Below are 18,657 nucleotides of genomic sequence, written 5' to 3'. Positions count from 1 at the left end.
TCTTTTTGTTTTACGGAGAAAACCGAACCTGCAAGCCAACCATCAATACTTCCCCGGGCGGGAAAGGAGTCTGCGAACGATGAGAGAACGTTTGGAACAATTGAAAGCCGAAGCGCTCGAAGAACTTCAGGGCGTGACGGACGCGAAGCATCTCGACGAGCTGCGCGTTAAATATCAGGGCAAAAAGGGCAAACTGACCGAAATTCTGCGCGGCATGGGCGGACTGTCGGCCGAAGAGCGTCCGATCATCGGGCAGCTGGCGAACGAGGTGCGCGACGCGATCGACGCGGCCGTGACGGCGCACGCCGAACGGTTCGAACGCGAAGAGACGGAGCGCCGTCTGGCGTCCGAGACGATCGACGTGACGCTGCCGGGACGCAAGCTGCCGCGGGGCGCCGTGCATCCGCTGACGAGGGTCATCGAGGAGATCGAGCAGATCTTCATCGGCATGGGCTATCAGATCGCGGAGGGGCCGGAAGTGGAAACCGACTACCACAACTTCGAAGCGCTGAATCTTCCTAAGGATCATCCGGCGCGCGATATGCAGGATTCCTTCTATATTACGGAAGAACTGCTGCTGAGAACGCATACGTCTCCGGTTCAGGTGCGTACGATGCAGCGCATGGCCGGCGAAGTGCCGGTTAAAGTCATCTGCCCGGGCAAAGTGTACCGCCGCGACGACGACGACGCGACGCACTCGTTCCAGTTCCATCAGATCGAAGGACTGGTCATCGGCAAAAATATCCGCATGAGCGATCTCAAAGGCACGCTGCTGACCTTCATACAGAAGCTGTTTGGCGAAGAAGCACAGATCCGCATGCGGCCGAGCTTCTTCCCGTTCACCGAACCGAGCGCGGAAGTCGACGTGATGTACAAGAAAAAAGGCGCGACGGAGCCGAGTTGGCTCGAAATCCTCGGCTGCGGCATGGTGCATCCGCGCGTGCTGGAGATGAGCGGCTACGATCCCGAACAGTACAGCGGCTTCGCATTCGGCATGGGCGCCGAGCGGATCGCCATGCTGAAATACGGCATCGACGATATCCGGCATTTCTACAATAACGACGAGCGGTTCCTGGAACAGTTCGCGCGCCAATAACGATAAAAAACAATCCATAACGAATAAGGAAGTGAGCGGGCAGTGAAAGTATCTACGCAGTGGTTATCCGAATATGTAGGAATCGAAGACGTGACGCCTGAGCAGCTGGCGGAAAAAATCACGCGCGCCGGCATCGAGATCGACGAGATCGAACAGCGCAACCAGGGCGTGACCGGCGTGGTCGTCGGCTATGTCAAACACAAGGAGAAGCACCCGGACGCCGATAAGCTGAACGTCTGCACCGTCGACGTGGGATCGGGCGAAGATCTGCAGATCGTCTGCGGAGCGAAAAACGTCGATGCCGGCCAAAAAGTTCCCGTCGCGGTCGTCGGTGCCGTTCTGCCGGGCGATTTCAAGATCAAAAACGCCAAACTGCGCGGCGTGGCTTCGCAGGGCATGATCTGTTCGGCCAAAGAGCTGGGCATGAACGACAAGCTGCTGCCGAAGGATCAGCAGGAGGGCATTCTCGTGCTGCCGGAAAACACGGAAATCGGTCTTCCGATCGTGCAGGTGCTCGGACTGGACGACGCGGTGCTGGAATTCGATCTGACGCCTAACCGTTCCGACTGCCTCAGCATGATCGGCGCGGCTTACGAGACGGCGGCCATTCTCGGCCGCGACGTGAAGCTGCCTTCGATCGATCTGATCGAAGCCGGCGGAACCGCTTCGGAGCATGTCGGCGTCTCGATCGAAGACGGCGAACTGTGCTCGCATTACGCCATCCGCTACATTTCCGGCGTCAAGATCGGACCGTCGCCGCAGTGGATGCAGAACCGCCTGATGGCGGCAGGCATTCGCCCGACCAACAACGTGGTCGACATCACGAACTACGTGATGCTGGAATGCGGCCAGCCGCTGCACGCGTTCGATGCCGACAAGCTGGGCAAAGAAATCGGCGTGCGTCCGGCGCGCGAAGGCGAAACGCTGACGACGCTCGACGGCCAGGAGCGCAAGCTCGATCCGTCGATGCTGCTCATCACCGGCGACGACCGTCCGGCCGCCTTGGCCGGCGTGATGGGCGGACTGGAGACCGAAGTCACGGAAACCACGGTCAACATCGCGCTCGAATCCGCCAAGTTCTCCGGCTCTTCGGTACGCAAGACGTCGAGAAAGCTCGGCCTTCGTTCCGAAGCGAGCCTGCGCTTCGAAAAAGAAGTCGATCCTTCGGCGGTCATCGCCGCGCTTGACCGCGCCGCGCTGCTGCTCTCCCGCCATGCCGGAGGTTCCGTCGCGCACGGCATCGCCGAGCAGGGCGGCGGCAAAATTCAGGAGAAGACTATTCCGCTGTCGCTGACGAAGCTGAACGCCTACCTCGGCACGGACATCTCGATGCTGGAACTCAAAGCGATCTTCGCGCGCCTGAACTTCAAATGCGCGGACAGCGCGCAGGGTATGCTGGACGTGCAGGTTCCGACGCGGCGCGGCGACATCACTCGCGACGTCGACCTGATCGAGGAAGCGGCGCGCATTCACGGTTACGACAACATCCCGACGACGGTCATCGAAGGACCGACGACGCCGGGCTCTTATACGAAATCCCAGGCGGTCCGGCATGCGATCCGCCGTACGCTGACCCGCGGCGGCTTCCACGAAGCGATTACCTACTCGTTCACCCGTCCGGAAAACACGCGCAATTTCACGTCGTTCTCGGCCGGCACGCATGCGGTGCCGCTTGCGATGCCGATGAGCGAGGAACGCAGCGTGCTGCGCACCAGCCTGGTGCCGCTGCTGCTTGAATCGGCGCAGTACAACCTCAACCGCAAAAACGCCGACCTGTCGCTGTTCGAGATCGGCAAAGTCTTCCATGCCAGCGAACAGAAAGTGACCGTGCAGCCGGTGGAGCTGACGATGCTGGGTCTGCTGCTGACCGGAAGCCGCGCGGACGGCGCGATCGGTTCCGCCGCTCGCAAAGTCGACTTCTTCGATCTGAAAGGCGCGGTCGAAAGCGTGCTCGAGGATCTGGGGCTGGAAGCCGAATTCCGCGCCGATTCGCCGGACGGCTTCCATCCGGGACGCTCCGCGTCGCTCTATCTGGCGAGCGCGCCGGATAAACGGATCGGGGCGCTGGGTCAGCTGCATCCGCAGCTTCAGCGCGATTACGATCTCGACGACACGTACGCGGCCGAGATTTTGCTGGACGAATTGTACGCGGGCGCGGCGCCGGAGATCGAATACCGGGATCTTCCGCGCTATCCGTCCGCGCAGCGCGATATCGCCGTCGTGGTCGACCTGGCGGTCGAAGCCGGGGCGCTGATCCGCGTCGTGCGGGAATCCGCCGGCGAACTGCTGGAAGACGTCCGCGTCTTCGACGTGTATACGGGAGACCGGGTCGAGGAAGGCAAGAAGAGCGTGGCGCTTGCGCTGACTTACCGTCATCCGGAACGTACGCTGACGGACGAAGAAGTCGCCGCGGCCCATCAAAGCGCCGTCTCGCGTCTTGAACAAACTTTCGCCGCGGAATTGAGAAAGTAAGCAGATTCCGGCAGGAGATGGGCAAAACCGCATCGAATTCTTTAGGACACCGGTCCGCTCGGCGGACCGGACTCCTGAAGAGGGATGCGGTTTTTGGGCGTAGACCCGAAGAATGCGGAGCAGAAGCGACGAAAGAGCAACTTTCCGGTTCGGAAGGCGTCAAAACCGAATAGGCGCGCTTTGGAAGAAAAATATGCCGGCAGCCTGTTTTCGAACTTTTATTCGCAACGGCAGGGAAGGAACGGCTCGATGCCGCAGCGAACCCACATAACGACTTGAACATGCGACTGAACGCACGGGCGACGGCATAAGCCGAAGCCGAATAGATGATTTATTTATGGAGAGGAGCGGGCGAACATGGCTGAAGAACGGAAAACAGTCAGCGTGGAGATATACGGAACGTCCTATAAAATTTTCGGAAGCAGCCAGGAATACGTGAAGCGGGTAGCCCGGCTCGTCGACGAGCGCATGACGGCGATCGCGACCGGACATCCGCGTCTGGATACGGTACGGATCGCGGTCCTCGCCGCGGTGAACATGGCGGAGATCAATGTATCCAACCAGGATCTGCAGCGGCAGTTGGACGAAGCGTCGATGCGCTCTCTCGCGTTGGAAGCGGAAATGGCCGAGCTTCGGAAGCGCGGCGAGGCTCAGGAAGCCGCGGAGGCCGAACTTCGCGCGGAAAATGCCAGACTGGCCGAAGCGGAGAAAGAACTGGCCGCTCGGCGCGAGGAGTTGAAGCGGGCAAGCGGCGAACTGGAACGGCTCGGCGGACAGAAGAAGCAGCTCGAAGCGAAGCTGGCGGAGTCCGAGAAATCCGGCGGCGAAACCCGCAGCGCGCTGAAGGAAACTTCGCGGCGTCTGGATTCGGAGCGCGCGGCGAACGAAGAACTGACCGGCGAACTGGAAGCCGTGCGCCTGGAACTGCGCCGCGGCGAAGAAGCGCTGGCCGAGAGCCGGGAACATGCGGGCAAGCTGGACGCTGAAGGCGTCGAGCTGCGCGCAAAGCTGGAAGAGAGCGAATCGAAACGGGAAGAGCTTCAAATGGAGCTGGACCTGCTGCGCGAAGAAGAAACCCGCCTGAACGATCTGAGAAGCGGATTGGAAGCCCGCGCCGCTGAGCTGGAGCAGGCGTCCGAGCGGACGGCGGAGCAGAACCGTACGCTCGGCGAAGAATTCGCCGCCTTGAAGACGCGCGAAGCGAAGCTGCGCGAAGATCTGTCGGAGGCGCAAAGCCATGCGGCGGTGCTGGAAGAGAACGGCCGGACGCTGGCGGAGCTGCGCGCGAAGCTCGAAGCGCGCGTGAGCGAGCTGGAGGAAAGCGAAGGGATCTGGAGCGAGGAAAATACCCGCTTGGAATCGGAACTGAGCGAGACCCGGCAGCGCGAACACGAACTGTCGGAACGCTACGAGGATGCCCGCGCGCTGCTGGAGGAGCTGCGCGGCCGCGAGGCCGAGCAAGAAGAGCGGCGCGGCGCTCTGGAAGCCGAGCTGTCGGACGTGCGCGAGACGGAACGCGATCTGCGCGAGGAGCGGGAGCGTCTGCGCCTTGCGATCGAAGGCCAGCGCGAAGAGCAGGCGGCGCTGGAGCGTCGAATGGAGGAGCTGGCGGAGACGGAATCGTTCCGCGCCGCGGAAAACGCCGAGCTGTCCGCCGAACTGGAAGCCTGGACGGAGCGCGAACGCGGCTGGCGGGAAGAGAAGGGGACGTTCGAATCGCTGCTCGAAGACGCGGAAGCGGTCCGAGTTCAATTGAACGGAACGCTGGCGGAACGCGAAGCGGAGATCGCCCGCCTGGGCGGCGAGCTGGAATCGCTCGGAGCCGTCAAGGCGAGCCTGGAAGGCGAACTGGAACGCGCCGCGGAAGAAAAGCTGCGGCTTGAAGCGGAGCTGGAAGCGGCGGCTGAGACGAAGCGGCGCCTTGAAGCCGAATCGGTAGCGGCCGGCGAGGAAAGAGCCGGCCTGCAGGGCGAGCTGGAATCCGCATCGGCGGAGCGGCTTCGTTTAACCGGCGAGCTGGATGCCGTGACGGCGGAGAAATCCCGCCTGGAAAGCGAGTTTGCGTCCGCTTCCGAGCAGCGGGAACGACTGGAAGGCGAACTGCGCAGCGCTTCCGCCGAGCGGGAACGTTTGGCGGCGGAAGCCGAGGCGCTCGCCCGTGACAAGCGCCGCCTGGAGAGCGAACTGGAATCGCTCGCGGGCGAGAAAGCCGCACTGGAGGGCGAGCTGTCCGGACTGCGGACAAGCTTGTCGGATCTGGAAGCGCGAAGCTCCGAATCGGACAAGGTTCGCGCCGGATTGGAAGAGCGCGTCCGCGAACTGAGCGGCAGCGAGGAGTATTTGACCGGCGAAGCGGTCCGCCTGGAAGAAGAGCTGACCGAGCTGATGGGGCGCGAACGCGAACTGGAAAGCGAGCTGCGGCAGCAGGTCCAGGCGGCGGGCGAGCTGCGCGCCCGGATCGAAAATCTGGAGAGCGAGCGCGGAACGCTGCGAAGCGAGCTGGACGGCGAGCGCGAGAAAGCGGCGGCGCTGGGCGCGGATAAGGCCGAACTGGAAGCCGGACTGGAGTCGGCGCGCGCCGAAGGCGAGTCTTTGAAGGCGGACAATGACGGACTGGCCGCCGAGCTGGCCGCGGCGCGAGAGGAAAGCGCGCGGCATGCGGAAGCGGAAGCTTCGCTGGAGCTGCGTCTTGCGGCGCTGACCGAAAGCGCCGAAGCTCTGCAGGCCGAGAAGGAGGCGCTGGAGACCGGATTGGAGGCTCTTCGGCGGGAGGCCGCGTCGCTGGCGGACGCCAAAGCCGGGCTGGAATCCGGATTGGAACGCTCGGCCGCCGAGATCGAATCGCTGCGCGGCGGGACGGATTCGCTTGAAGCGCAGCTTGCCGCCCGAAGCGGAGAACTGGAAGAAACGCGTTCCCGTCTGGAAGGCCGCGTGCGCGAATTGAGCGACAGCGAACAATATCTGACGAGCGAGGCGATCCGGCTGGAGGAAGAGAAAGCGCGGCTGGAAGCCGAGCTGTCTTCGGCCCGGGACAGTTTGGATGCGGCCGAACGGGCGCGGCAGGAGGCGGCAAACGAGCTGCGCACGCTGCGCGAACGGGCGGCGGCTTCGGAGTCGGAGCGCGAATCCCTCGCCGGCCGTCTGGGAGAAGCGGAAGAACGCGAACGGGAACTGGGCGCGCTGCGGGGAAGTCTGCAGTCCGAGCTGGAGCTGGCGCGCGGCGAACACGATTCCGCCGTTCGGCAAAACGGCGAGCTGAGCGCGGAACGGGACCGGCTGCGGAGCCGGCTGGGCGAACTGGAAGGCCGGTTGTCGGAACTGTCCGCCGAACTGGACGGTTACGCGCGGCGCGAAAAGGAATGGAACGGCGAGCGCGAACGCCAGGAACGTCTGGTGGCGGATCTGGAGGAACAGGCTCGCGGCCTGCGGGGCCAAAAAGAAGAGCTGGAAAGCGGCCTCGAAGCGCTGACCGCCGGCCAGGAAGAGCGCGCCCGGGAATACGCGCGGCTCGAAAACGAGCTTGCCGCCGCCGTCGTCAGGGAAGAGGAAGCCGAGACGCGTGCGGCAGAGCTGCTGGCTCAGCTTGAAGAGGCACGCCGCGCCGCGGATGAACGGAACGAACGCGCGGGTGCGCTCGAAGCGCGGCTTGCCGCTCTAGAAGCCGAACTGGAAGAGACGCAGCGCCGTCAGATTCAGGCCGTCGAGGCGCTGAACGAGGCGGAGAGCGAAGCCGAGCGTCTGCGCGGCGCGGAAGCCGAATGGCAGGCCGAGCGCGACAGGATGTTCTCCCGCGTGGCGGAATTCGGCGGACGCGAAGCCTCCTGGCGGATCGAGACGGCGCGCCAGCGCCGCGAACTGGAAGAAGCCGGAGAACGAGAGCGGGCATTGACCAAGTCCAAAAATGCCGCGGAGCGCAAACTGGAAGAAGCCGCGGCGCGCGAGGCGCGGATATCGGAAGAAAACGGGAACCTGCACAGCGAGCTGCGCGCCGCGCAGGAAGCGAGCCGAGAATTCGAGATGCGCAGCGTCCGCTTGAACGCCGAACTGAACGCTCTTCAGGAGCGCCGACGTTCCTGGGAAGCGGAAAAAGCGCAGCTTGAGGAACGTCTGACGGCCGCGGAACACGCAAGCCCGAAAGAAGATTCGGCAGCAGAAAAACTGCAGGACGAATTGAGGCAGGTGACGGAGCAATATGAAGTTCTTTCCCACCAGCTCCGCATCCTTCATGTCGAGAGGGAAATGGAGAAGGATAAGCGCGAAGAGACCGACCGGGAATACTCGCGCCTTCGGGAACAATACGCCGCGCTCCAGAAGGAATACAATGAATGGATGGAAATGCTGGAGCAGGAACAGAGGCACTAGGGTGAGCCATGGGTAATGTCGACTACCTGAACCGGCAAATTTTATACGCCTATTGGATCGTGGCGGGAATGGTGTTCGCGGTCGAACTCTCCTATTTTCTGTTCGACAGCGAAGACCATCGCCAGACGCTTTCTTCTCTGGCGGGCAGAAGCCTGCTGGTTATTGCGATAGCGGGACTGGGAGAAGTGCTGTACGCCTCGTTCCGCCGCTACGGTCGTCAGATCGTCGTCGGCGTGAGCTTGACTTTGGCTTACGTCAATTATTTGAATATGGGATTGTATACCGAGAACGCCCCCGGCATTCTGCTGATTTTTCCGATGTTCGTGCCTTTGATTTATTTTGACCGAAAGCTGCTGGACCTGTTCGGCGCTTTGAATATCGGGCTCTACGCCGCTTTTTACTTTGCGGTCGAGCGCGTGTTTTACGGCCGGGAGATCGAGGACTTCCTGCTGATGGAGTTCATGCTGGCGGCCTCGATGCTGCTTGGACGGACCGTGCTGATCCGCGCGATCGAGATCGGGCGGCAGGTGGAACACTTGACGCAGTCCCAGCAGGACTTGATCGTCGACAAAGCGGTGTCGCAGCGCCTGCTCAAGACCGACGCGCTCACGCAGCTGTACAATCACGGAACGTTCTACGAGTACCTGGAAGACCTGGTCGACCAATGCCGGCGCAACGGCCTGCAAATTCAGGTGGCGGTGCTCGATATCGACAATTTCAAAAAGATTAACGATACCTACGGCCATCTGATCGGCGACCTGGTACTGAAAGAAGTGTCGATCCGCGTGGGGATGACGATTTCGCCGAACGATTTTGCCGCGCGCTACGGAGGCGAAGAATTCGCGATCATCTTCACCGAGAAAACGATCGAAGAAGCCGCGGAATATGCCGAACGTATCCGGGCCGCCGTGGAAGGGGCCAATTATTCTTATATGGGCAACCACCCGGTGACCGTCAGCGCGGGATTGAGCGGCTTCGAGCCGGACGATACGGCGGAGACGCTGTTCGGCAAAGCCGACGCCGCGCTGTACCGCGCCAAGCGTTCGGGAAAAAACCGGGTCGAGCGGTTCGACGGAAACCGGGATGCCGTCAAGCTGCGCAAATAAGCGTTTGCCGGCGCAAGGCCGCTCCTGCGGCATGTTCGAGAAAACGGAGACCGCCTTCCCGAACCGGGCTGCAAACGTACCGGTCCCGGGAAGGCTTTTCGTCTGCCGATCCCCCGAGATCATCGGATGCGAACATGGTTTCCCTTTCGGAAATCCGGTATAATTAAGGGACGGAGCGCCGCAGCGGCCTCCAGAACCGATAAGGAGTTGTCACGTTCTTGAACGATAAAATATTTGAAATTTTACAATATGCGAGCATCTCGAACGCGCTGGCCGATCAGGCGCAGACGTCGCTCGGCAAGGAGGCGGCGCGGGCGCTCAAGCCCGATACCGATCTTTCGTCGGTGCAGCGCCTGCTTCAAGCCACGCACGAGGCGTTCGACGTCGATCGGCTGAAAGGCTCGCCGCCGTTCGGCGGCATCGTCGATATCCGCCCTGCTGTGCAGCGTGCGCGGATCGGCGGCATGCTGAATCCGCACGAGCTGCTGGGCATCGCGACGACGCTGTACGGATCGCGGCGGTTGAAGCGGTTTATCCAGACGCTGCACGAAGACCATCCGATCGAGCTGCTGGACGGCCTGGCCGACCTGATCTCGGACCAGAAGGACCTGGAGCGCCTGATCAATTCCTGCATCGGCGAATCCGCCGAAGTGATGGATTCCGCCAGCCCGACGCTGGCGTCGATCCGGCGCGAGCTGCGAGGGGGCGAATCCCGCATCCGCGAAAAACTGGAGTCGATGATCCGTTCCTCCAGCGTGGCCAAGATGCTGCAGGATCAGCTGATCACGATTCGGGGAGACCGCTTCGTCATTCCGGTCAAATCGGAATACCGTTCGCACTTCGGCGGTATCGTGCACGATCAGTCCAGCTCCGGGGCGACGATGTTCATCGAACCGGAAGCGATCGTGGCGATGAACAACAAGCTTCGCGAAACGAAGCTGCGCGAGACACGGGAGATCGAAATCATCCTGCAGAAGCTGACGGCGGCCGTCGGCGAGCAGGCGGAACTGCTGGGATACGACGTGGACGTGCTCGCGCAGCTCGACTTCATCTTCGCCAAGGGGCGATTGGCCCACCGTATGAAGGCGACGGAGCCCAAAATGAACGACCGGGGCTACCTGCGCATCCGCAAGGGGCGCCATCCGCTGATCGACCAGAAGTCCGTCGTGCCGCTCGACGTCGAACTCGGCGGCGAGTTTTCCAGCATTATCGTGACCGGTCCGAATACGGGCGGCAAGACGGTGACGCTGAAAACGATCGGGCTGCTCAGCATGATGGCGATGTCGGGCCTGTTCGTGCCGGCCGACGAGGGCTGCGAGCTGTGCGTGTTCGACGGCATTTATGCCGACATCGGCGACGAGCAGAGCATCGAGCAGAGCCTCAGTACGTTTTCGAGCCATATGACGAACATCATTCGCATTCTGAGAGACATGACGCCGAAAAGTCTCGTGCTGCTCGACGAAGTCGGAGCGGGCACGGACCCGGCCGAAGGCTCGGCGCTGGCAATCGCGATTCTGGAGTATATCCATCAGTTCGGCTGCCGCATGGTGGCGACGACCCACTACAGCGAGCTGAAGGCGTACGCTTACGAGCGCGCGGGCGTGATCAACGCCAGCATGGAGTTCGACGTGGCGACGCTGAGCCCGACTTACCGGCTTCTCGTCGGCGTGCCGGGACGAAGCAACGCGTTCGCGATCGCGGAACGGCTCGGTCTGCCGGGCACCATTCTCAGCTTCGCACGCGGCGAAGTCAAGGAAGAGGACCTGCGCGTCGAGAACATGATCAGCGCGCTGGAAGAGAACCGGATCGGCGCCGAGGCGGAACGCGAAGAAGCGGAGCGGCTGCGCCGCGAGATGGAAGAGCTTCGCGCGCGGCACGAACGCGAGCTCGAGAAGCTGGAGTCGCAGCGCGACTCCAGGCTCGAAAAAGCCGAGAACGAAGCCCGCGAGATTATTGCGAAGGCGCGCAAGGAAGCCGACGAAGTCGTATCCGAACTGCGCCGTCTGGCGATGGAAGAGGGAGCTTCGGTCAAGGAGCATAAGCTCATCGCGGCCCGCCGCCAGCTGGACGAAGCGGAACCGGCCGCCCGCGCCAAAAAGCCCAAGAAGACGGCGGCCAAATCGCCGCAAAAAATCGAGCCGGGCGACGAAGTGATTCTGTCGAATCTCGGCCAGCGGGGCCATGTGATCGAATTGGACGGCAAAGAAGCGCTCGTCCAGGTCGGCATCATGAAAATGAAAGTGCGGCTCGATTCCCTGGAGCGCGTGCAGACGGCTCCCGTGACCGCGCCGAAGCAGAAGCCGGTGACGGCGGTCAAGCGCACCAAGGACGACAGCACCCGCTCCGAACTCGATCTGCGCGGCGCGAACCTCGAAGAGGCGCTCATCGAGACGGACCGCTTCATCGATGAAGCTTTCCTGTCGAATCTCGGCCAGATCTATATCATTCACGGCAAAGGAACGGGCATCCTCCGTACGGGCATTCAGGAACATCTGCGCCGGCACAAGCTGATCAAGTCATACCGCCTGGGCAACTACGGCGAGGGCGGCAACGGCGTAACCGTGGCCGAACTGAAGTAACGGAAGGAGCGAGCTCGAAAAAAGATGAATACGGTAATCGATCCTTTGCTTGAGACCCCGATCGGTTCGGCTGTCGCTTATTTTTCGGTGGCCGTCCTGGAACTGGTCGTCTTCTTGGCCATTTTCGAAGCCATTACCCGCTACAAATGCTGGGACGAGATCCGCAGGGGCAATCTGTCGGTCGCGATGGCAACCGGCGGGAAGATTTTCGGAATCTGCAATATTTTGCGTTTTTGCATCGAATCCGGTTCTACCATCTACGAAAGCATGCTGTGGTCGCTGGTCGGATTCGTGCTGCTGCTGTTGGCTTACTTCCTGTTCGAGTTCGTCACGCCGTTCTTCAAGGTGGACGAAGAGATCGGGAGGGATAACCGTGCGGTAGGCTTGATTTCGATGGTGCTGTCGGTCGCCCTCTCTTACGTCGTCGGGGTTTCGGTGCTTTAAAATCCAACGGCCGTTCGGCTTTGACCGCATTGTCCTTTTTGCGTCTTTCCACCCCCGCTTCCGGCAGAAGCGGGGGTTTTAAGCATGAAGAAGGTCGGAGCGAAGAGAGCGCCCAAAGCCGCCCCAAGGTCTTTTTCGTGCGCCGGCGGTATGCTCGGATTGCCCGGGAGCGGTAGCACACTGACGTTTTTTCGGGTAAGATGGGGTACAATAAAGCAAGTCGAAGCTGACTCAACGAGTCGCTTATCAAGCGAATCTTCTGGAGGCCTGCCAAGTGAAAGAAACGAACAAACTCAAGTTGGACATTCTCGAACTGCTCGAGGAAGACGCGCGCCGGACGCCCGAGCTGCTGTCGACCATGCTCGGCGCGCCGGAACAGGAAGTGCGCGAAGCGGTCGAAGAGCTCGAAAAAGACCGCGTGATCGTCAAATATGCGACCGTCGTCAACGAGAGCAAAGTGAACGACGAGAAAGTAACGGCGCTGATCGAAGTACAGATTACTCCCGAACGGGGACGCGGCTTCGAAGGCATCGCCGAGCGTATCTATCTGTATCCCCAGGTCAAGTCGGTGTTCCTGATGTCGGGCGCTTACGATCTGCTGGTCGAGGTGGACGGTCTGAGCCTGAAGGAAGTGGCCAGCTTCGTTTCCGACAAGCTGTCGCCGATCGAGTCCGTTCTGTCCACGAAAACGCACTTTATTCTCAAAAAATACAAACAGAACGGGATCATCTTCGAAGAGCACGAAGAAGACCGCCGTCTGATGATCTCGCCGTAAAGGATGCGAAACGATGATTACTAACCGGGAAGTCAACGAAAACAGTAACCTCCAGCCTTCGGATTCCGAGCACGGTTCGATGGAACGCTACCTGTCGCCTCTGGTGCGGGATATCAAGCCTTCGGGCATTCGCAAGTTTTTCGACCTCGTCAGCGCGAGCAAAGACATTATTACGCTCGGCGTCGGCGAACCGGACTTCGTGACGCCGTGGCATGTGCGCGAAGCGTGCGTTTATTCGCTGGAGCGCGGCTATACCCGGTACACGTCCAACGCCGGCATGCCGGAGCTGCGCGAAGCGATCTCCTCCTACTTGGCGGGATCGTTCGGCACGTCGTACGATCCCGAGAAAGAAGTGCTGGTTACGGTAGGCGGCAGCGAAGCGATCGACCTGGCGCTGCGGGCGCTGGTCCGTCCGGGCGACGAGGTGCTCGTGCCCGAGCCCTGCTACATTTCGTATTCGCCGATCACTTCGATCGGAGGCGGTGTGCCGGTCGGCATCGAGACGTTCGCGAAAGACGGCTTCAAGCTGACGGCCGAAGCGCTCGAAGCCAGCATCACGCCGAAGTCGAAAGTGCTGATTCTCTGCTATCCGAGCAACCCGACGGGCGCGACGATGACGGCCGAGGATTGGCTGCCGATCGCCAAAGTCGTCGAAAAGCACGACCTGATCGTCATCTCCGACGAAATCTATGCGGAACTGAGCTACGGTCAGAGCAAGCACGCCAGCTTCGCCGCCGCGCCGGGCATGAAGGACCGCACGATTCTCGTCAGCGGCTTTTCCAAAGCGTTCGCGATGACCGGTTGGCGGATGGGCTACGCCTGCGGTCATCCGGAGCTGATCTCCGCGATGCTGAAAATTCATCAGTACACGGTCATGTGCGCGCCGGTTATGGGCCAGATCGCCGCGCTCGAAGCGCTGACGAACGGTCTGGGCGAAAAGGACAAAATGGTCGAGTCCTACAACCGCCGCCGCCGGCTAGTCGTGCAAGGGCTGCGCGACGCCGGGCTGGAATGCCATGAGCCGGAAGGCGCGTTCTACGCGTTCCCGAGCATCCAGTCCACGGGTCTGACTTCGGAAATTTTCGCGCAGCGTCTGCTGGTCGAAGGCAAGGTGGCCGCCGTTCCCGGCGACGTATTCGGGCTGGGCGGAGAAGGCTTCATGCGCTGTTCTTACGCGACTTCGGTCGCCCAATTGAACGAGGCGCTGGACCGGATCGGCCAATTTGTTTACAAAGTGAAGCGGGAAGGCGCATAACGGCGCAAAGGCAAGTAAAGATTCGGAAAAGGGGAACATTCCTCTTCCTTGAAGAATTTGCTTTTAATGAGGACCTTTTATATAATGGGGACTCAAAACAGGGAATTTTTTCAAGGAGGAATGCTTTTTGGCGGCTGCTTCGTTCCAACGGCCGATCCATGAACACGCGGCTGTACGGTCAGGTTCGCAGCGAGGTTCCGACGTTCCCGGCCATGCGGCGGATCGCGAGCGGCTTCTGCAGGAAGAGATTCGCGCTTTGCGCGCTCTGATGGAAGAGACGTTCAGGCGGGAACGGTCGTTCACCGCGGCCGCCGTCGTCGATATCAGCAGCCGGCTGGATCTGAAGATCAACGAATATATGCAGCTGTCCAGATCGTGACCCTCATACGGATACGGAATCGCATACAAGCGGAAAAGGAAGAGACTTCGCGGGAGAAGCTCTTCCTTTTTTGTTTTCCGCGCAAGGCGCGCGGAGGGAAATGCTTGCGGCAGGCGAGTATGATATATTGGAGAGGAGACTTTTATTACGGGCACTCATGCGGAGTCGAGATCGGCGCAGCCGACGGGCCTGCATAAATGCCGGGGGAAACGTTCAAGGAGGAATAAGAAGTGAAGGGGAAAAAAGCGGGGATCTGGATGCTGCTGATCGCGACGATCATGCTGCTGGCCGGATGCGGCAAAGGCGATGACAACGTTTTGATCTTTATGTCGGACAAGGCATCCGCCAGCCGGGAAGCGATCGACCAGATTCAGGAAAAGCTGAAGACGGATTCGCCGGATTTGAAAGCGGAATTCAATTACTCGCCGCTGTTCGACCTGCAAAAAGTGCTGGTCGAATACGCGGCGGGGGGAAACGCGATCGTGATTCTGCCGGAAGATACGATCAAGACGTACGGCAAGGACGGCGCTCATATCGTGCTTGACGATTATTTCGACAAATCCGAGTATCCGGAAGGCGTATTCGAGAACGGCGTGCTGAAAGACGGCGAGAAAGATCCGGTCACCGAAGAGCATCTGTTCGGGATCCCGGTCAAGGACATGAAGATGTTCCGGGATGCCGGTTATGCGCCGGAAGGCCTGCTCGCCTGCGTGCTCGTGAACGCTCCGGACAAGGACGCGGCGATCAAGGTGCTGCAGAAGCTGACGGAAGGCTGAGTCTGCGCTTTTTAACGGAATACAGAATGGGAAGGGGGCGCGGACATGCGCATTTATACGAAAACGGGAGACGGCGGACAAACGTCGGTGATCGGGGGAAGGGTGCGCAAAGACGATGCCCGCGTCGAGGCTTACGGAACGATCGACGAGCTGAACAGTTTTGTCGGTCAGGCTTCCGCGCTGCTGCAGGACGATCGGTTCAAAGACCTGCGCGAGCAGCTGTCCGTCATCGGCCAGGAGCTGTTCGACTGCGGGTCCGATCTTGCTTATACGCCCGCGGCCCAACAGCCGTACAAGACGCACGCGGCGATGACGGAGCGGCTGGAGCTGTGGATCGACAGGCTGGAGGCGGACAATCCGCCGCTCGAGCGGTTTATTTTGCCCGGCGGAAGTCCGCCGGCCGCCGCGCTGCATGTCTGCCGCACCGTCTGCCGGCGAGCGGAACGGCGCGTCGTGGCGCTGACGGACGAGGCGGAGATCAATCCCGAGGTGCTGCGCTATCTCAATCGGCTGTCCGATTATTTTTTCAGCGCCGCCCGAACGGCCAATCTCATATTGAGAGTGGACGACGTGGAATACGTGCGCGGAGCCCGGGTGTTTTCCGGAGACAAAGACCGTCAAAATGAACAAGAGCAGGGTGAATGAAAAATCGAACCGACAGAAAACAGACCTCATCATTTTCCGACAGAAAAAGGAATCGATCCGGAGTACGGCTACTGCGATCCGATCGTGTATACCGTGTCCGAACGCGAAAACGGCTGGACGCTGAAGACGCTGCTGCATAATCGGCTCGGCGTCTCGCGCAAACTGACTTCGCGGCTCAAAATGACCGAACGCGGCATTATGCTGAACGGCAAGCGCGTCTACATCAGCGTGCATCTCAAACCCGGGGATATCGTCGAACTCCGGATGGAAAGGGAAGTGTCGGACGACATTTTGCCGGAAAAGATGCCGCTGGATATTCTGTACGAGGATCGCGATCTCTTGATCGTCAACAAAGCGGCTGGGGTGATCGTTCATCCCACGCACGGCCATTACACCGGCACGCTGGCGAACGGGGTCGTGCATCACTGGCGGGAGCGGGGCGAGCAGGTCCGCTTCCGTCCGGTGCACCGGCTGGACCGCGAGACGTCGGGCGTGCTGGCGATCGCCAAAAACCCTTACGTGCATCAGCATATCTCCGAGCAGATGATCGCGGGCACCGTCGACAAGACGTACCGCGCGTTCGTCCACGGCTATCCGCAGCCGGAGAACGGCCGCGTCGAAGGACCGATCGACCGCGATCCGGACAATCCGCATATACGGATCGTGACGTCGTCGGGTTATTCCGCCGCGACGCGCTATCGGACGCTGGAACGCTATCTTCAGGCCCGCGCTTCGCTGATCGAATTGGAACTGGAGAGCGGACGCACGCATCAGATTCGGGTGCATATGACCCATATCGGCTGTCCGCTGCTCGGCGACGAGATGTATAAATACGCGCCGGACGCGCCGCTGACGCCGGACGAATTCGCTTCGTCCCAAACGTTGGACGAAAAGATCGGCCGGCAGGCGCTCCATGCGTTCCGCCTGGCGTTCGTCCATCCGCTCTCGGGCGAACGGCTGACGTTCGAAGCTCCTTTTCCGCCCGACTTGGAAGAACTGGAGCGGACGTTGAGCGCCGGCGCGCGAGGCAGTGAAGCTTAAACGAAGAAACGCCGTCATGAAAACGAAGAACCGAAGAAAGAGATGTGAGCGACACCGATGACTACACTGAACGTTTATCATTATGCCAAATGCAGCACCTGCCGCAACGCCATCAAATGGCTGCAAAACGAAGGGTACGAGCTGGAGCTGATTCCGATCGTGGAACAGCCGCCTTCCAAAGAAGAAGTGCTGGACCTTATCGCCAAAAGCGGATTGGAATCGAAGAAATTTTTCAACGTCAGCGGCGAAGTCTATAAAGAGCTGGGGCTGAAAGACAAGCTGGCCGCCCTGAACGAAGAAGAACGCGCGGAGCTGCTGGCTTCGAACGGGAAACTGATCAAGCGTCCGGTCGTGACCGACGGGCGTCGCGTCACGCTCGGCTTCAAACCGGAGACGTACGAACAAAGCTGGGGCAAAAAGGAGGAAGGCGAATGAGCGAACACGGCGGTATCGAAGGGCTTCCGGAAAACGTGCTGGCGCGCAAACCGACGCTGATGCTGGTCGACGGCATGGCGCTGCTGTTCCGGGCCTATTACGCGACGGCGCTCAAAGGCTATATTCGCCGCACCGAAGCGGGCGTTCCGACCAACGGCATTTACGGCTTCGTCCGTTATTTGTGGGACGCGATTCGGCAGTTCGATCCGACGCACGTCGCCTGCTGCTGGGACATGGGCGGCCGCACGTTCCGGACGGAACAGTTCGAATCGTACAAAGGCAACCGTTCCGCCGCGCCCGACGACCTGATCCCGCAGTTCGATCTCGTCAAGGAGGTCGTCGAAGCGATGGACATCCCGAACATCGGCATGCCGGGTTACGAAGCGGACGACTGCATCGGCACGATCGCCAAACGCTGCGCCCGCGAGTCCCATATGGACGTGCAGATTCTGTCCGGCGACAACGATCTGCTGCAGCTGACCGACGAACGGATCAAGGTCATCATCATGAAAAAAGGCTACGGCAACTACCAGGTGTACACGCCGGAATTCCTGATGGAAGAAAAAGGCCTGAAGCCTTCCCAGGTCGTAGACATGAAAGGCTTAATGGGCGACAGCAGCGATAACTATCCGGGCGTCAAAGGCATCGGGGAAAAAACCGCGATCAAGCTCGTACAGGAATTCGGCGACGTGGACGGCATTCTCGCCAACCTCGACAAGCTGACCAAGTCCGTGCGGACCAAGATCGAAAACGACCTCGACATGCTGCATATGTCCCGCTCCCTGGCCGAGATTCACTGCGAAGTTCCGGTGGAGTGCCCGATCGACCTGTGCAAGTTCCAGATCGACGACTCGAAAGTGTCCGCGAAATTCGAGGAACTGGAGATGAGCAGCCTGGGCAAGATGATGGGCGTGGACGTGTTCGGCTAAGACCGCATATCGGCTTTATAGTCAGGTCGTCGATCTATATTGCTTCCTTAATCGAAGGGAGGCCCCTGCAAAGCGCTCGCTGTGCAGGGGCCTCCTTCTCTATGTCCCAACAACAAAAAAGCGGCCGCTTTTTTGTGCTTTGGGACCGGAAAAAGCTTCCCTCCCGCGCGGCACGCACCAGCGGAGGGAAAAGGAGCCGAAGGAAGCGGAGCGTTCGCATTTAAAATCCGGTTCCTTACCGACAGCGTGTTTTATACAATGAGAAGGAATCGGATTTTAACGGCGATCCGCAGGCCCTTTTCCCGCAGCGCCTCCTTGTACCCCGCGTGCCCCACATGCCCCTCCGCAGCGCCGGAACCTTTT

At 60.5% G+C, this 18,657-nt stretch carries 14 protein-coding genes; all 14 read left to right on the top strand.

Features of this window, described 5'->3' with window-relative positions:
* The first annotated feature begins 79 nt into the window (after positions 1-79).
* The 14 genes from pheS to GYN08_RS11200 all read left to right on the top strand — a co-directional run bounded on the left by pheS (position 80) and on the right by GYN08_RS11200 (position 18,294).
* On the top strand, positions 80-1,096 hold the full coding sequence (pheS, locus tag GYN08_RS11265) for a phenylalanine--tRNA ligase subunit alpha (RefSeq protein WP_166274290.1): 1,017 nt from the start codon (positions 80-82) through the stop codon (positions 1,094-1,096).
* A gap of 42 nt (positions 1,097-1,138) precedes the next feature.
* On the top strand, positions 1,139-3,568 hold the full coding sequence (gene pheT, locus GYN08_RS11260) for a phenylalanine--tRNA ligase subunit beta (RefSeq protein WP_166274289.1): 2,430 nt from the start codon (positions 1,139-1,141) through the stop codon (positions 3,566-3,568).
* Between the two features lie 357 nt (positions 3,569-3,925).
* Positions 3,926-7,930: a cell division protein ZapA gene (zapA, locus tag GYN08_RS11255; RefSeq protein WP_166274288.1), complete on the top strand. Its 4,005-nt coding sequence runs from the start codon at positions 3,926-3,928 to the stop codon at positions 7,928-7,930.
* A gap of 8 nt (positions 7,931-7,938) precedes the next feature.
* Positions 7,939-9,036 carry a GGDEF domain-containing protein gene (locus GYN08_RS11250; protein ID WP_166274287.1) on the top strand — a complete coding sequence of 366 codons (1,098 nt, stop codon included), beginning with the start codon at positions 7,939-7,941 and terminating at the stop codon, positions 9,034-9,036.
* Positions 9,037-9,254: 218 nt separating this feature from the next.
* Complete coding sequence (locus GYN08_RS11245) at positions 9,255-11,615, top strand: endonuclease MutS2 (protein WP_166274286.1); 2,361 nt, start codon at positions 9,255-9,257, stop codon at positions 11,613-11,615.
* A gap of 24 nt (positions 11,616-11,639) precedes the next feature.
* Entirely contained in the window at positions 11,640-12,059 is a 420-nt protein-coding gene (locus GYN08_RS11240; protein WP_166274285.1) for a DUF350 domain-containing protein, read from the top strand.
* 274 nt (positions 12,060-12,333) lie between these two features.
* Positions 12,334-12,834: an Lrp/AsnC family transcriptional regulator gene (locus GYN08_RS11235; RefSeq protein ID WP_166274284.1), complete on the top strand. Its 501-nt coding sequence runs from the start codon at positions 12,334-12,336 to the stop codon at positions 12,832-12,834.
* Between the two features lie 13 nt (positions 12,835-12,847).
* Positions 12,848-14,089 carry an aminotransferase class I/II-fold pyridoxal phosphate-dependent enzyme gene (locus tag GYN08_RS11230; RefSeq protein WP_408015061.1) on the top strand — a complete coding sequence of 414 codons (1,242 nt, stop codon included), beginning with the start codon at positions 12,848-12,850 and terminating at the stop codon, positions 14,087-14,089.
* Positions 14,090-14,216: 127 nt separating this feature from the next.
* Complete coding sequence (locus GYN08_RS23690) at positions 14,217-14,468, top strand: aspartyl-phosphate phosphatase Spo0E family protein (protein ID WP_235946141.1); 252 nt, start codon at positions 14,217-14,219, stop codon at positions 14,466-14,468.
* Between the two features lie 230 nt (positions 14,469-14,698).
* Complete coding sequence (locus GYN08_RS11220; RefSeq protein WP_166274283.1) at positions 14,699-15,244, top strand: hypothetical protein; 546 nt, start codon at positions 14,699-14,701, stop codon at positions 15,242-15,244.
* Between the two features lie 45 nt (positions 15,245-15,289).
* Positions 15,290-15,889: a cob(I)yrinic acid a,c-diamide adenosyltransferase gene (locus tag GYN08_RS11215; protein WP_166274282.1), complete on the top strand. Its 600-nt coding sequence runs from the start codon at positions 15,290-15,292 to the stop codon at positions 15,887-15,889.
* 93 nt (positions 15,890-15,982) lie between these two features.
* Positions 15,983-16,930 carry an RluA family pseudouridine synthase gene (locus GYN08_RS11210; RefSeq protein WP_328802927.1) on the top strand — a complete coding sequence of 316 codons (948 nt, stop codon included), beginning with the start codon at positions 15,983-15,985 and terminating at the stop codon, positions 16,928-16,930.
* 57 nt (positions 16,931-16,987) lie between these two features.
* Complete coding sequence (locus GYN08_RS11205) at positions 16,988-17,365, top strand: arsenate reductase family protein (RefSeq protein ID WP_166274281.1); 378 nt, start codon at positions 16,988-16,990, stop codon at positions 17,363-17,365.
* Positions 17,362-18,294: a 5'-3' exonuclease gene (locus tag GYN08_RS11200; RefSeq protein ID WP_166274280.1), complete on the top strand. Its 933-nt coding sequence runs from the start codon at positions 17,362-17,364 to the stop codon at positions 18,292-18,294. The genes GYN08_RS11205 and GYN08_RS11200 overlap by 4 nt, the downstream gene beginning before the upstream one ends.
* The last annotated feature ends 363 nt before the right edge of the window (positions 18,295-18,657 follow it).

This window comes from Saccharibacillus alkalitolerans (genome assembly GCF_011090185.1).
GTDB lineage: Bacteria > Bacillota > Bacilli > Paenibacillales > Paenibacillaceae > Saccharibacillus > Saccharibacillus alkalitolerans.
Note: the sequence above shows the minus strand (reverse complement) of the source record. Positions and strands in the feature narration are given on the sequence as shown.

Bases quoted from the DNA above. Each gene is read 5' to 3' on its own strand.
- GYN08_RS11215 (WP_166274282.1), top strand. From the start codon at position 15,290: ATGCGCATTTATACGAAAACGGGAGACGGCGGACAAACGTCGGTGATC.
- GYN08_RS11230 (WP_408015061.1), top strand. From the start codon at position 12,848: ATGATTACTAACCGGGAAGTCAACGAAAACAGTAACCTCCAGCCTTCG.
- GYN08_RS11200 (WP_166274280.1), top strand. From the start codon at position 17,362: ATGAGCGAACACGGCGGTATCGAAGGGCTTCCGGAAAACGTGCTGGCG.
- zapA (WP_166274288.1), top strand. From the start codon at position 3,926: ATGGCTGAAGAACGGAAAACAGTCAGCGTGGAGATATACGGAACGTCC.
- GYN08_RS11205 (WP_166274281.1), top strand. From the start codon at position 16,988: ATGACTACACTGAACGTTTATCATTATGCCAAATGCAGCACCTGCCGC.
- GYN08_RS11250 (WP_166274287.1), top strand. From the start codon at position 7,939: ATGGGTAATGTCGACTACCTGAACCGGCAAATTTTATACGCCTATTGG.
- pheS (WP_166274290.1), top strand. From the start codon at position 80: ATGAGAGAACGTTTGGAACAATTGAAAGCCGAAGCGCTCGAAGAACTT.
- GYN08_RS11240 (WP_166274285.1), top strand. From the start codon at position 11,640: ATGAATACGGTAATCGATCCTTTGCTTGAGACCCCGATCGGTTCGGCT.